Consider the following 15,177-nt stretch of genomic DNA (forward strand, 5'->3'; position numbering starts at 1 on the left):
ATATTGCTTTTTGGTGAGTGCTGCGTGAAAGATCTCATATATTGTTTTGTTTAGTGGCAGATGATTTGATAAGATAGAAGAGATGCGAGTATCAATCCATTTGTAGGGTGACGAGAGTGAAGTAGATTCAACGTTTATTCTATCCGCTACCCCTGCACATCTATGTGAATATATGAACATAACAATTTATTATATACAGAATGGAGCCATCCAATGAAATATCGCAATATGGAAGATTGCATTAATGATCTGGAGCAGCATGGACATTTGATTCGAGTGAAGGAAGAAGTTGACCCTCATTTGGAGATGGCAGCGATACATATGAAAGTGCATGAGGCGAAAGGCCCAGCTCTGCTTTTCGAAAATGTGAAAGGCTCCAAGTTCCAGGCTGTTTCGAACCTGTTCGGTACACTGGAACGAAGCAAATTCATGTTCCGTGGAACGCTTGAAGGTGTACAACGTGTCATGGCTGTACGGGATGATCCAATGAAGGCACTCAAGACGCCTTTTCAGCATATCAGCACAGGTCTTGCCGCCTGGCAGGCTCTCCCTAAGCAGAAGTCCATCAGTTTGCCTGTAACCGCGCAAGAGATTCAAATCTCGGATCTGCCGTTGATCAAGCATTGGCCTATGGATGGTGGAGCATTCGTTACGCTGCCTCAAGTCTATTCGGAGGACCCGGACAAGCCAGGCATCATGAACTCCAATCTGGGCATGTACCGGGTACAGCTAAGTGGTAATGATTATGAACTGAATAAGGAAATTGGACTTCATTATCAGATCCATCGCGGAATTGGTATTCATCAGGCCAAAGCAGTCAAAAAGGGAGAACCCCTGAAAGTGAGCATCTTCATTGGGGGCCCGCCGGCACATACACTTTCTGCAGTGATGCCTTTGCCTGAAGGACTCAGTGAGATGACTTTCGCGGGGCTACTTGCCGGCCGTCGTTTCCGTTACAGCTATAAAGATGGGTATTGCATCAGCAATGACGCCGATTTTGTCATCACGGGTGATATTTACCCGGACGAGACGAAGCCTGAAGGACCGTTTGGTGATCATCTTGGATATTACAGTCTGACCCATCCGTTCCCGCTAATGAGAGTGCATAAAGTGTACGCCAAGCCGAATGCGATCTGGCCATTTACCGTGGTGGGTCGTCCTCCGCAAGAGGATACCGCATTTGGGGATCTGATTCACGAAATTACGGGTGATGCCATTAAACAGGAAGTTCCCGGTGTGAAAGAAGTCCATGCTGTCGATGCAGCAGGAGTGCATCCGCTTCTGTTCGCGATTGGAAGCGAACGTTATACGCCCTATCAGACGGTAAAACAGCCAACAGAGCTGCTGACTATTGCGAGTCGTATTCTGGGTACAGGCCAGCTCAGTCTGGCGAAGTATTTGTTTATCACAGCAGAAGATCAGCAACCGCTGGATACGCACCAGGAAGTGGAGTTCCTGACGTACATCCTGGAACGAATGGATCTGCACCGGGACATTCATTTCCATACCAACACAACGATCGATACGCTGGACTACTCGGGAACCGGGTTGAACAGCGGCAGTAAGGTTGTATTTGCAGCCTATGGGGACAAGAAACGGGAATTGTGCCGTGAAGTACCGGAGACATTGAAGGATATCCGGGGGTATAGCAATCCGCAGCTCGTGATGCCAGGAGTTGTAGCCATTCAGGGTGTGCCTTTCACCAGTTATGCGGATACAGAACAAGAAATGAAGGCATTTACAGACATGCTGAAGGAAAAAGGAGACCTGTCTTCATGTCCAATGATTATATTATGTGACGATAGTTCTTTCCTGAGTGCGAATCTCAGCAACTTCTTGTGGGCGACATTTACCCGCAGTAATCCGTCCCATGATATGTACGGTGTGAATAGCAGTTACAACTATAAACATTGGGGTTGTGACCAGATCATTATCGATGCCAGAGTGAAGCCGCATCAGGCACCACCGTTAATTCCGGACCCATCTGTTGAGAAAGGCATTGAACGCTTTTTCGTACAGGGAGCGAGCCTGAGCTCGATCAAAATTTAGTTGAATTCAATAAAAGCCCAAATATTTTTTGGGCTTTTTGGTTATATATGTGTAAATCAAGTTGTCCGTTATCTAAATACAAAATCAAACCGGGACTTTTTTGAAAACGGGACTGAGAATAAAGTCTTATACGTTCGTATTTCCTTTTGCGATTAAGGTCGTTTGGACTATGGAGAAAAAGAATGTATTTATCGATATAAAGTAGTATAGGGATTTTTGGGACCCGATCAACGGGTACTGTTGACTATAAATGATTGTTCAGGGGGAATACCGATTTGAGAATCCATATTATGAACCTGCAAGATGGAGACCGTCTAACTGCGGATACATTCAGCGAAGCGGGATTACACGTTCTGGGTCAGGGTACTGTGATCAAAAGTGAAGATATCACCTTGCTGATGCAGCACCGCGTAGACTATGTGGATATTGAACCACGCGAGGAAGAGATCACGGAAGCGGAATTCTTTGCTGCTGCAGCAAAATTTGCATCTGGAGCAAGCACAAGCACCAAGGAAGAACCGCCTGAAGAAGGAATGAAATCCCAATTTATACAAACTGTACATAATTATCAATCCGCGTTTCTCGAAGCGCTGACTGTGGGCAAGTTCAACGCAACAATGGTGGACGATGCGCTTCAACCGATGGTGGAGGGACTGGACGAGCAAAAGGATGTCGTGCATCTCCTGATGATGCTGGAACGGGATGATGTCAATAACTACACACACTCCATTCAGGTTGGACTGTTGTCATTTTATCTAGCCAACTGGCTTGGTTATTCCCAAAAAGAAAGTTATCAGATCAGTCGTGGTGGCTATCTTCACGATATCGGCAAATGCAAGGTATCTCATCGGATACGCAACAAGATGGAACCGTTAACCGCAGATGAACAGCTCGAATTGCAGCGTCACACGATCTATGGACATGATATTATCAAAAGTTCCATGACGGATGAAGCTACAGCGCTGGTAGCTCTTCAGCATCATGAACTGGAGGATGGTACCGGATATCCGATGCAACTGAAGAAAGACGAGATTCATCCATACACACAGATCGTATCTGTCGCTGACATATACATCGGGATGAGATCCGGTAGTCACGGAAGCAGCAATCCGAATCTGATCAACAACTTGCGCGATATCTATGCGATGGGATTCGGCAAATTGAATGAGAAGCCGGTTCAGGCCTTGATGCAGCATCTGCTTCCTAATTTTATTGGTAAACAAGTATTGCTGAGCAACGGCGAGCGGGGTGTTATTGTCATGAACAATACATCCGATATTTTCAAACCACTGATCAAGGTGGAATCGGAACAATATCGTGATCTGTCCAAAGAACGCACTCTTGCCATTAATGAATTAATTATCTAAATTTGAATAACAAATGAATTCATACAGAAAACGGGCCTCCTACAAGATGACAGGGGACCCGTTTTCAATTTATATCATGCACTGCGTTGTTCTTGATAGTGACCAGGAGTATACTTTGCAAAGACCTTAATCTTCCTTTTTAGGAAAAGGGAGCAGAAAAGGAGAGATCGTCCTTGATTGAAGTGGTAACCGAGATTACAATACATGCGCCGATCGATCGATGTTTTGACTATGCGCGGGACATTGATATTCATACCCGGACAGTCTGGAAACATACCCGTGAGCAGGCTGTTGCTGGTGTGACAACGGGCAGAATTGGCGAAGGCGATACGGTAACATTCGAAGCAAGCCATTTCGGGATAAGGCAGAAGCTGACTTCCCGGATCGCCGAGTACAATCGGCCGTATCTCTTTGTGGATCAGATGGAGAAAGGTGCTTTCAAGAGCATGAGACATGAACACAGCTTCAGCAAGCTTAGTGAGCAGTCCACTTGTATGAGAGACACACTGAGATTTGAAGCTCCCCTTGGTATTCTGGGCTGGGTTGCAGAGCGGATTGTACTCAAGAGGTATATGCAGGCTTTCCTGGAGAGCCGTAATTTGAAGCTAAAGGCGTTACTAGAGAATAGATAGAGCTTTTCTGTTAGGAGGAGATGATATTTGATGGAAAACGAATACCTTCGTGGGTTGGGGCACACTTGCCCTTATTAATGCCGGACTTGCTCAGGGAAAAAACAGAAGTGGGCGTAACTGGTTTCTGATTTCCCTGTTATTTGGTCCGTTAGCCACTCTGTTTATTGTGGTGTGGAATAAGCTGGATTAAGCTCATTTATTGATCCGAATTCCGATGGATATACCGATCAAAGGCCCAGAACAGAAGCGCAGCGGCACTCACGCCTGCACCCAGCCAGCAAACGCCAGTCCAACCTGCCCATGCGTACACTTGAGTAGAAGCAATGGAGCCGGTAGCACTGCCTATTGAATAAAAGATCATGTAGGCGCCCGTCAAACGGCTCTGCGCCTCAGGTCGAACTTCATAGATTAGACTCTGGTTGGTGACATGTACGGCCTGCACGGCAAGGTCCAGCATAATTACCCCAGCTACAAGCAGCCATAAAGAATGGTGAACATAGCCTATGGGCAGCCAGGATAGAAGCAATATGACAAGAGCGACGCCCGTCGTCTTTTGTCCCAACCCCCGATCAGCCAGTTTTCCAGCACGTGCAGCAGCCAGGGCACCAGCAGCTCCCGCGAGACCAAAGGCTCCAATAGCAGTATGTGACAGGGAAAGTGGCGGAGCGCTTAATGGAAAAACCATGGAAGTCCACAGGATGCTGAAGGCTGTGAAGATCAATGTGGCGAGAACGCCGCGTGTTCGCAGAATAGGCAGCTCACGGTACAGTTGCAGGACAGAAACTATCAATTGGGTGTAGCTTAGTTTCTCTCGCTTGGGTTCGTGTTTTGGGAGTACAAGAAACAGGGCGATAATCCCCAGTAATGTCAGACTGGCAGAGAAGAGATAGACCGATCTCCAGCCGATCCAATCGTTTAAGGTGCCTGCTATGGTTCGCGCCAGTAATATGCCTATGACGATTCCGCTTGTGACCAGACCGACGATACGCCCTCGTTCTGAAGGTGCAGCCAGGGAGGCGGCAAAGGCAACGAGTGTTTGTGTAATCACGGCAAGCAGCCCGATGGCGGCCATTCCAAAGAATAGAACCTGGCTGGATGATGAGGTACCGACAGCAATCAGGGCGATTACGGATAAAAGCATCTGGATAATGATCAGCTTGCGCCGGTTCAATAGATCACCAAGTGGGACCAGTAATAACAATCCGAGGGCGTAACAAATCTGGGTTACGGTAATAACGATTCCAATAGAGGAATGAGAGATACTAAACTCGTCAGCAATGGAGTCGAGCAAAGGCTGGGCATAATAAATGTTGGCTACCGCCAGTCCGCTGCACAGGGCAAATAACAGCGCGACAAGTCGGGACATGCCTGAACGTCCTTCGCTGAAGGGATGTGCTTGATGAGATGCATTTTGCATGAATGATTCACCTTTCTGTATTCGAATGTGCTAAGTTAGGGGAGCAGTAAGAACACGGTTGAATTTAAATATACCGATCAGTACATTATGATTCCGAATAAACATACTTCGCGCTTTGACACGATGTCAAGAATTAAAATGGAATGATTAAATTTTCTTTTATAAATTGAGATAGGTTTGACGTGGGATTTGGATATAGATTAAAATAGTTGTATACTGATCGATACATAAAGAGGGTGAATACATGGTTAGACAACGGGAATTTGATACGGATCAGGCGCTGGAAGCGGCAATGCAGATTTTTTGGGATAAGGGATTTGAAGCGACGTCCTTAAGTGGTTTGACAACAGTCATGGGGATTCAGCGTCCCAGTCTATATGCGGCTTTTGGTGACAAAAAGGAATTGTTTGAAACGGCACTTCGCAGATATACGACTTTGCATGCCGCTCAGGTCAGATCCAGGCTTCAACATACATCCTCTGTAAAAGAAGCCTTCCGTGCCTTATTTGAACATATTGGAGCAGAAGGGGATGTGACAGATGCTCGTCACGGCTGTTTTTGCATTAATACGATGGTTGAACTGGCTCCGCATGACCCCAAATTCGCTGTTCTGACACGCGAGCACCAGATGTATCTGGCGGCGATTTTCAAGGAGAAGATTGAACGGGGGCAGGAAACCGGGGAATTATCTAATGATTTCGACGCAAGTGCGTTGTCCAAGTCTCTGGTTGTATCGATGATTGGATTGACCGTGATGATGAAATCGGAGCCTGATCGTTCGTTTGTGCAGCAGAGTATTAAGGTTACGTTATCGTTGCTTGAGGAATGAGGGAAGAATTTCATTTTTAGAAAGGGTGTTCATATGGAACGTTATTTTCATAGGATCTACCTTGTCGTTTTATACATTATAGGTGTGCTGCTGACGACATACGGCGGGATGGGGATCATCGAGTTCAGTTTGATTGTGATTGGCATGCTTGCTTTTATTGCTATTGTGGGTTCCCTGACAGAGAATGATCAATCGAAATTAGATACGATTTTTTGGAAAATACGGTCCTTGCTTCAAGTGGCGATGGCCATTTTGATCACGGCGCTGCTTTTCAAACTGTTTTGAAGTGAGAGCGAGAAGCGGAAGCCTGTTCCTGCTCTTTTTTTGTGTCTGAGGACATTAGGCAGATGAGGGCTTGAGTTGATACAATACAGATAGGGTATAGATTAAATTAGGATGTATAATATGATTTACATATTCGGGTAACATGTTCAAAGATTGTTTGATGATGCACATAAATGAGGAGGAGATTCAACCATGCAGACGAAGTTGCGTTGTGCCATATTGGATGATTATCAGAATGTAGCCCTTTCTTCAGCGGATTGGACTCCTATCCTGGATCGGGTTGAGGTTCAGACGTTCAATAATTACATGGGATCAGAAGAGAAGGTCGTTCAGGAACTGCAGGATTTTGAAATTATTGTCTTGATGCGTGAGCGTACACCATTTCCTGAATCCGTGATTACTCAATTGCCCAAACTCAAGCTTCTGATTACAAGCGGCATGCGCAATGCCTCCATTGACCTCCAGGCTGCTGAAGAAAGTGGTGTAATCGTCTGTGGCACGGAAGGCAGCTCGAACCCGCCGACTGAACTCACATGGGCGCTGATTCTGGGTCTGTCCAGACAGCTGGTAACTGAAAATAACGCACTGCGTTCCAATCGGAATTGGCAGAGTACAGTAGGCATGGATTTGCACGGAAAGACATTGGGATTGCTCGGTTTAGGCAAGATTGGCAGCCGAATGGCAGAGATTGCACAAGCCTTTGGCATGAAAGTGATCGCCTGGAGTGAGAATTTGACACAGGCAAGAGCGGAGGAAAAGGGAGTTCAATGGGCAGAGACCAAGGAACAGCTGCTTGAACAAAGCGATATTGTTTCCATTCATCTGGTGCTAAGTGATCGCACTCGTAATCTCATCGGACGAGCCGAGTTGCAACGGATGAAAAATACCGCTTTATTGATCAATACGTCCCGTGCAGGCATTGTGGATCAAGAGGCGATGGTCGAAGCTTTACAGAATGAGTGGATTGCCGGGGCGGGTCTGGACGTATATGAACAGGAACCTCTTCCTGTAAATCATATGTTGCGTACACTGCCTAATCTGCTGGCAACACCGCATCTGGGTTATGTGACTCAAGGTAATTATGCCATTTATTTTAACCATACCGTAGAGGATATTGAGATGTTTATGAAAGGAACACCGATTAGACAATTGCTTACGAAGAAGTAATTGCTCGGAGGTGGGGTTGAGATAAAAGGGTGTGAGTGAAGATAAAAAAGGTGTTTCTCAGGACGAAGTTCATTCCTGGTGAGCACCTTTTTTGTGTTTTCGAAGGTTTGGATTGTCCATTAAATCCGGTGACTTCGCGATCATTCTTCTGCGGGTGGTCCTTGTGAAGATGAGCGGATCATGGCAACGCTGGAGTCGCGCACAATTAACCGTGGCTCAAATTGAATATGCTCGTAATCCGTGGTGCTCATCTCTCGAATCCGTTTTAACAGCAATTCCGTAGCAAGTCGGGCCACTTCTTCGCCCATAATCGAGACTGAACTGATCTGCGGAGACGTAACGGTAGTCCATTGGTTATTATCGACGCCCACAACAGCGATATCTTCAGGTACACGAACGCCGAGTTCTTTAAACCGATTTACCAGTCCGATGGCAACCATATCATTAATCGCGTATACAGCATCTGGCATGTGAGTCAGCCCATAGAAATAATCTGCTGCATTAGCTCCCGTATTCAATGAAAAATCTTCTCCGAAGTAAACAAGCGAGATGTCCACATGTCCGAGTGCCTGCTCATATGCCCGATAACGCTCTTCAATAATATCTTTGGGAGCACCGGCGTATGCAATGCGGGTTCGTCCAATCTTAATCAGATGTTCCATCACCAGTTTCCCTTCAGGCTGTGAAAGAGAAACGACATCTGCTTTCATGCCGGGGTCCAGCTTTTTACCGTAATTGATCATGGAAATGGGAAGGGGAGCTTTATCAATTAAGCCAGGCAACGTTTTGGGATATGCCAAAGGCATGAAAATAAGCCCGTCCACGTGCAGTTTTTTGATCGTACGAATGGTTTCCAGTTCCGTTCGTGCATTACCCGCCGTATTGATTTGAACCACATGATACCCATGCTGCTTCGCCGTTTGTTCAACAGACCAAGAGATCTCAGGAATGATGGCATTGCGTATATCGGGTACAACCAGTGCGATCTGATGTGTCTGGCGTATTTTCAAACTTTGGGCAGAGGTATTGGGGACAAATCCAAGCTCATCAATGGCTTGCATGACTTTATCCCGTGTTTTGTTGCTGATGCCATCGGAATTGTTGATGGCTCGGGAGACGGTAGCGATACCTACACCTGCAAGTTCTGCAACGTCCTTGATCGTAACCTTCTGATCTTTACTCACGTTTAGTTAACCTCACTTCATCGGAAACGATTCCGAATTTTGAAAATATATACGGATGGAATGACAATCCTATACCTTGATTATAACATTTGATCCAATAAGTATCCCGTGAATACGATTGAAAGGTCAGAGATGTCTGTTGTTTTCCAAAAGAACCGAATGGATAAATAGCGGATTCTATAATAAATTGAATTAAACATCTACACGAGAACGGAGAGGAAGCCAAAGAGCAAAAAAACTATCGATACATTGAAAACGCTAGCATTACACCAAAGTTATCGACGTAAAATTCATAAGATAGACATATGTGTGACAAATTATGTTTGACAGCCTATTTAAAATGTGACATATTTAACTTACGGAAACGTTTCCGATTATATCAAAACTTATGATCTGGGAGATGAAACAAATGAAAGCATTGCGTTGGCACGGAGTAAAAGATTTGCGTCTCGAAAATATTGATGAACCCCGCCCTGAACAGGGAAAGGTTAAAATAAAAGTGGAGTGGTGTGGGATCTGTGGCAGTGACTTGCACGAGTACACTGCTGGCCCGATCTTCATTCCGGCTCAAGCACCACATCCGCTAACAGGGGAACAAGCACCTGTTGTGATGGGGCATGAATTTTCAGGACAAGTCGTTGAAGTAGGAGAAGGCGTGACACGTTTTCAGGCAGGTGACCGCGTTGTGGTAGAACCGATCTATGCATGTGGTCATTGTGAAGCCTGTAAACAAGGGAAATATAATTTGTGCGATCAGATGGGTTTCTTGGGCCTGGCTGGGGGAGGCGGGGGTTTCTCGGAGTATGTAACGGCTGAGGAATACATGGTGCATGCCATTCCTGATTCCATCTCTTACGAGCAGGGAGCATTGGTGGAACCTTCCGCAGTAGCTCTTCATGCTGTTCGTCAAAGCAAACTGAAAGTCGGCGACACTGCGGCTGTTTTTGGTGCGGGTCCAATCGGGTTGTTGGTTATTGAAGCGTTGAAAGCTTCTGGCGCATCGGATATTTATGTCGTGGAATTATCCGAAGAACGTAAAGCCAAAGCGGAAGAACTTGGCGCCATTGTTATTGATCCTACACAATACAAAGTAGTGGAAGAAATTCATGCACGCACCCAAGGCGGCGTGAATGTAGCTTATGAAGTAACAGGTGTTCCACGGGTGCTACAACAAGCGATTGATTCAACGCGTATTGGCGGTGAATTGATGATCGTCAGCATTTTTGAACAGGAAGCACCGATTCTGCCAAACTCCATTGTCATGAAGGAGCGTACGGTCAATGGCATTATTGGTTACCGTGACGTATTCCCGGCGGTTATTAGCTTGATGGCTAAAGGTTTCTTCCCGGCAGACAAGCTGGTAACCAAACGAATCAGCCTGGACGAAGTGGTAGAGCATGGATTTGAAGCGCTGCTGAAAGAGAAAAACCAGGTTAAAATTCTGGTGAAAGCAGAGTAAATTTACCAAGCAAATAACAAGACGAAATAATAGAGTGGAAGTCCGCAAATGGCAACAGGCAACCAGCTAAAGCTCAACTGGAACTGATGTGCAAAGGGTAGGCAGCCACAACGAATGAATGACAAATAGACAACGCATCTTCGGATGCGATTGTCTATTTTTTTTGCACAGAACGGGCGGAATTTGTTGCAAGTACGTGTCATTTTACATAATATGAAAAGATACAATTTGTATCATTTTGATGTAAAGGTGTTATCTCATAAAAATAAAGGAGGAAGCGGACATGCAGAGCAATACAAAATGGGCAGCCGTGATTTTGACGATAGTTGCAGGCATGGGCTGGCTGCTTATGGGTAATTCGAAACCCAAAAACAATGTTTCAACGGATCAGCAGCCGACTATCGAACGGGCACTTGCCAAGGTGTCCAATGCGCCTATCACATCCGCCGATGTGACGTCCAAGATCCAGTTGCTTGGAAGACCTTTTAAGAAAGCGCCATATGCCAATAATGTGTGGGACTTGCAGCTGTACAGAGGGAAAATATATATGGGTCATGGGAACAGCAGTAATTTAGGTGTTTCACCTAATGCGGGTCCTATTCCAGTCATTTATTACGATACAGCCAATCCCAAATTTATAACCCAGTCCGTCACCAATAGCAATCCGAGCATCGTTCCTTCGACCAAATTGTTCGTGGATGAGGAACAGATTGATATTTATAAAGTGCTGAATGACAAATTGTATATTCCCGGAAATGATTCGGATGGTGAGCAGTGGGATATGGGAAATTTCTATCGGTTAGATGGAGATGTATGGACAAAGTATCGCAATCTGCCGTTAGGTGTACACGTATACGATTTGGCTTCCTATCAGGGCAAACTGTTTGCAGCGCTGGGTACCGAGCAGAAACCGACCGTATTAATCTCTCATGATCAAGGCGAAAGTTGGCAAAAATTCGCCACTATCAATACGTTTGGCTTTAGGGCATATACGTTATTTGAGATCAAGGGCAAATTATATGCATCAGGCATGATGTATCCTGCTAATAAAATTTGGGGCGATAAAACCAATGTATTAGAGATTAATGAGAAGCTTGAAAAGAAAGACGTGGTCATTTATGGTAGCAAAATGCTCCCAGGGTTATCCTATCAAACGGGCACAGTCCCTTATAATAAAATAGGGAAAAACATTAATTTCAACAATAAGCTGCTTTATATTGCCGGAGGGGTATTCAATGATGGGCAACTGTTACCCAAATCCTTGAATGTGATGACCGACATTAATCAGGCAACGCGTGTCATTTTGCCAGATACTCAAGCTCTTCCTACGGATCTATTGCTTCGGGACAGGAAAGTCTATGTGCTTACTTACACACGCAAAAGTGCGAATCTCTATATAAACCGGGTGTATCAATCGACTGATCTGAACACATGGAATGAAATCCTCCGTTTTAACCAGGACACGTACGCCAAGTCTTTTGAAGAACACGAAGGTGATTTCTACTTTGGGCTGGGCACAGACCCCGACGTTCTATCGACTTCATCAGGCAAATTACTCAGAGTTAATCGCAATGATATCCCTGTTAATTCTAATTAAATGTAAGGAAGATTATGGATTATATACTATGCTTCATCCACATTTTTGGTTACAGAGAGAGCCGTTTAGGTTAATTGTACAGGGCAGGCCAAGATCGTAGAACTTCTTAGATGAAGCTACATCGAGCTTGCTCTATTTTTGTGTTCAAGAGATTAGTAATACCCCTTTGATCGAAATTTGAAAATAAAAATCAGAAACTATAAAATAGAAAGGTGATATATCTTAACCAACTCGCGGATTAACATTTGTGGTAGTTATACAAGAGCATGTGCAAGAAAGTGTACATGTTTTCTTCCAATCTAATCGTAAAGGAGCAATACACAATGAATGTACCGTCAGCTTTGTTTAAACCATTTATCTCGGACAAGCTTACCCTGTCCAACCGGATCGTCATGGCACCCATGACTCGTGGATTTTCACCCGAAGGAGTACCCGGACCAGAGGTCGTGGAATACTATCGTCGCAGAGCAGCCGGAGGTGTAGGGCTGATCATTACGGAAGGAACGGGCATTAACCACCCTTCATCCATTAGTGGCGCAAGCATTCCGCTGTTCCATGGTGAAGAATCACTGCAGGGTTGGGCGAATGTAGTCAAGGCAGTCCATGAGGCAGGTGGCAAAATCATGCCACAATTGTGGCATGTGGGTACAGCCCGCCGTTCAGGCGATCTGCCTAATGCAGAAGCTGAGCCGGTAGGCCCATCGGGAATAAGCATGGCAGGTGAACCTGAGAGACAACCATTGTCAGAAGACGAGATCAGGGGTCTTATCCAGGCGTTTGCCCAAGCAGCAGCAGATGCGCAGCGCATCGGTTTTGATGGTATTGAGCTTCACGGGGCTCATGGCTACCTGATTGATCAATTCTTCTGGGAACACACCAATCGTCGTACGGATAAATATGGAGGCGATCTGGCACAGCGCACGCGTTTTGCTGTTGAAGTTATTGAAGCATGTCGCGCTGCAGTAGGTCCTGACTTCCCGATCGTACTTCGTTTCTCCCAATGGAAAATGGGGAACTACGACGCACGGCTGGTGGAAACACCAGAACAACTGGAACAATTCCTTGCACCCCTCACGGCTGCAGGTGTAGATATTTTCCACTGCTCAACCCGTCGATTCTGGCTGCCGGAATTTGATGGCTCAGAGCTGAATCTTGCAGGCTGGACACAGAAAATAAGTGGCAAGCCGGCGATCTCTGTTGGATCGGTAGGGCTCGAAGCGGAATTCGTGGACAGAGCGAACGAAAACCAGGGAACGGGTGACGCTCATCTGGATCAGTTGAACGAGAAAATGGAGAATAATGAATTTGACTTGATCGCGTTGGGGCGTGTACTGCTGAGTGATCCGGAATGGCCGAACAAAGTTCGCGGAGGACGCCAGTCCGAAATCGTTCCTTTTACAGCGGAAGTGTTGAAAACACTGTATTAAGGGAAGCTTTAGGGGTCCGAAAGAACAAATGCCAACAGCGACAAAAACTGAAAACAAACTTGATGCCGCCGAAAGGCGGCTTTTTCGCCTCCCTATAATAATAATTTCAACATATGAAAAATTCACAATAGAAAATCGTTCTTCGCACCGCTGATACCTTTTCGCATCCCCTTCTATCAAACACGCCCAAGGAATAACACCATGAAGTACCACAGTTTAACCCCAAAAGGGGGAAATTTTTTGTGTTTTTAGGTGGCATCATAAGAATTTGTATTTGGGCCGTCTCCATTTTGAAAATGAAGCACCTTATGATAAGGTTATGCCTAAACCACATTCAGCCTGAATGACAACAACGCTTAAGGAGGATGACCATCCTTGTATATCTATAGTCGCAAGTTAAAAAACAAACACATAAACACACTTCAAATGTTGTTCCTGCTATTCGGAATAGTCCTGCTCTTATCCGCATGTGGGCAGTCACAGAAGCCTTCCTCGTCAGAGCAAAATAACAATAATGCTGGAACGGAGACCAATGCGAATTCAAACGCAGGTGCAAACGATCAGGATAATGATCAGGATGATCAACAGAATACAGTGCCTCCACAGGAAGAGAAGGATCCAGTACAAAAGCAGCTCGACCAATTGTCTTTGGATGAAAAGATCGGACAAATGATTCTGGCGGGTGTTCAAGGGACCACTTTGGATGCTAAAGCGAAACAGATGATCACGGATCAGAAGGTGGGAGGGATTATTTTCTATGCGAATAATGTCTCGACCCTTCAAGGGACAGCAAAATTCGTACAATCCATTAAGGATGCGAATCGTTCCAATCCGGTTCCAATTTTCATGAGTGTGGATCAGGAGGGTGGCAAAGTTAGTCGAATGCCGGAAACGGTAGAGACTATACCTTCCAATGGGAAAGTTGGCAAGACGAAGGATGCTGATTTGGCTGAAACGATGGGCAAATTGTTGGCAAGACAAATCCAGCTGATAGGCTTTAACGTCGATTTTGCTCCAGTGCTGGATGTAAACAGTAATCCGAATAACCCGGTGATTGGGGATCGTTCATTTGGAAGTTCAGCCAGTCTGGTATCCCGAATGGGTATAGCCGAGATGAAGGGGTTGCGTAGCGAAGGGATTATTCCAGTGGTGAAGCATTTTCCCGGTCATGGGGACACGTCAGTTGACTCCCACTTGGATCTGCCTGTCGTGAACAAAACAGAAAAGCAACTTGCCCAGCTGGAGTGGATTCCGTTTGAGGCTGCGGTGAAGGAACAGGTGGAAGCGGTTATGGTAGCCCATATTCTGTTTCCGAAGCTTGATCCCGACCATCCGGCCTCCTTGTCGGACGTCATTATTGGTCAGCATTTGCGTGGGAAATTCAAGTATGACGGTGTGGTCATCACAGATGATCTGAGCATGGGCGCGATCGCGAAAAATTATAAGCTGAACGATGCCGCCGTAGCGACGGTTCAGGCAGGGAGCGATATTCTGCTGGTAGCTCACAGTTATGAGAGTGCCAAGACTATTTTTGATACGCTGATGAGCGCAGTGAAGTCCGGGAAGATTTCAGAATCCCGAATTAATGAAAGTGCATATCGAATTCTGGCTTTGAAGCAGAAGTATAACTTGTCCGATGAGGAGCAGCAGTCTGGCGATTTGAAGCAGCTGAACGCTGACATTGTGGATTGGCGCAAGCAGGTCGATGCCCGATAGTACCAACCTGTGTTATGATTTTGGAAAGAGAATTGCATATTCCATTAC

Annotated in this window: 12 protein-coding genes; 10 read left to right on the top strand and 2 right to left on the bottom strand. The window is 45.7% G+C overall.

Annotated features, from left to right (window positions below; genetic code table 11):
- The first annotated feature begins 213 nt into the window (after window positions 1-213).
- The 3 genes from AC3ITG_RS13445 (at window position 214) to AC3ITG_RS13455 (ending at window position 4,048) form a co-directional block, all read left to right on the top strand.
- A complete protein-coding gene (locus AC3ITG_RS13445; protein WP_489254010.1) occupies window positions 214-2,049 on the top strand; it encodes a UbiD family decarboxylase in 1,836 nt (611 codons plus the stop codon).
- A gap of 275 nt (window positions 2,050-2,324) precedes the next feature.
- Window positions 2,325-3,416, top strand: coding sequence for an HD-GYP domain-containing protein (locus AC3ITG_RS13450; protein ID WP_489254011.1), 1,092 nt, complete (start codon window positions 2,325-2,327; stop codon window positions 3,414-3,416).
- A 182-nt stretch (window positions 3,417-3,598) separates the two neighbouring features.
- Entirely contained in the window at window positions 3,599-4,048 is a 450-nt protein-coding gene (locus AC3ITG_RS13455; RefSeq protein WP_489254459.1) for an SRPBCC family protein, read from the top strand.
- Window positions 4,049-4,244: 196 nt separating this feature from the next.
- Here AC3ITG_RS13455 and AC3ITG_RS13460 read toward each other — a convergent pair whose 3' ends face one another.
- Window positions 4,245-5,465 (bottom strand): MFS transporter, encoded by a 1,221-nt coding sequence (locus tag AC3ITG_RS13460; protein ID WP_489254012.1) that lies wholly within the window; start codon window positions 5,463-5,465, stop codon window positions 4,245-4,247.
- A 244-nt stretch (window positions 5,466-5,709) separates the two neighbouring features.
- Here AC3ITG_RS13460 and AC3ITG_RS13465 point away from each other — a divergent pair, with 244 nt between their 5' ends.
- The 3 genes from AC3ITG_RS13465 (at window position 5,710) to AC3ITG_RS13475 (ending at window position 7,746) form a co-directional block, all read left to right on the top strand.
- Entirely contained in the window at window positions 5,710-6,294 is a 585-nt protein-coding gene (locus AC3ITG_RS13465) for a TetR/AcrR family transcriptional regulator (protein ID WP_489254013.1), read from the top strand.
- Between the two features lie 33 nt (window positions 6,295-6,327).
- Complete coding sequence (locus AC3ITG_RS13470; protein ID WP_489254014.1) at window positions 6,328-6,579, top strand: hypothetical protein; 252 nt, start codon at window positions 6,328-6,330, stop codon at window positions 6,577-6,579.
- A 192-nt stretch (window positions 6,580-6,771) separates the two neighbouring features.
- Window positions 6,772-7,746, top strand: a complete 975-nt coding sequence (locus AC3ITG_RS13475; RefSeq protein ID WP_489254015.1) for a D-2-hydroxyacid dehydrogenase family protein — start codon at window positions 6,772-6,774, stop codon at window positions 7,744-7,746.
- A gap of 140 nt (window positions 7,747-7,886) precedes the next feature.
- On the opposite strand, the gene AC3ITG_RS13480 is transcribed toward AC3ITG_RS13475, so the two are convergent.
- Window positions 7,887-8,930 (bottom strand): LacI family DNA-binding transcriptional regulator, encoded by a 1,044-nt coding sequence (locus tag AC3ITG_RS13480; protein ID WP_489254016.1) that lies wholly within the window; start codon window positions 8,928-8,930, stop codon window positions 7,887-7,889.
- A gap of 409 nt (window positions 8,931-9,339) precedes the next feature.
- Here AC3ITG_RS13480 and AC3ITG_RS13485 point away from each other — a divergent pair, with 409 nt between their 5' ends.
- From AC3ITG_RS13485 to nagZ, 4 genes are all read left to right on the top strand, one after another.
- Window positions 9,340-10,389, top strand: a complete 1,050-nt coding sequence (locus AC3ITG_RS13485) for a 2,3-butanediol dehydrogenase (RefSeq protein ID WP_413378039.1) — start codon at window positions 9,340-9,342, stop codon at window positions 10,387-10,389.
- Between the two features lie 283 nt (window positions 10,390-10,672).
- The gene (locus tag AC3ITG_RS13490) at window positions 10,673-11,986 is read left to right on the top strand and encodes a hypothetical protein (protein ID WP_489254017.1); all 1,314 of its coding nucleotides are present in this window, start codon (window positions 10,673-10,675) and stop codon (window positions 11,984-11,986) included.
- 323 nt (window positions 11,987-12,309) lie between these two features.
- Window positions 12,310-13,413 (top strand): NADH:flavin oxidoreductase, encoded by a 1,104-nt coding sequence (locus AC3ITG_RS13495; RefSeq protein WP_489254018.1) that lies wholly within the window; start codon window positions 12,310-12,312, stop codon window positions 13,411-13,413.
- Window positions 13,414-13,788: 375 nt separating this feature from the next.
- On the top strand, window positions 13,789-15,129 hold the full coding sequence (nagZ, locus tag AC3ITG_RS13500) for a beta-N-acetylhexosaminidase (protein WP_489254019.1): 1,341 nt from the start codon (window positions 13,789-13,791) through the stop codon (window positions 15,127-15,129).
- Window positions 15,130-15,177 lie beyond the last annotated feature (48 nt).

Source organism: Paenibacillus sp. GL_099_B, from assembly GCF_057835695.1.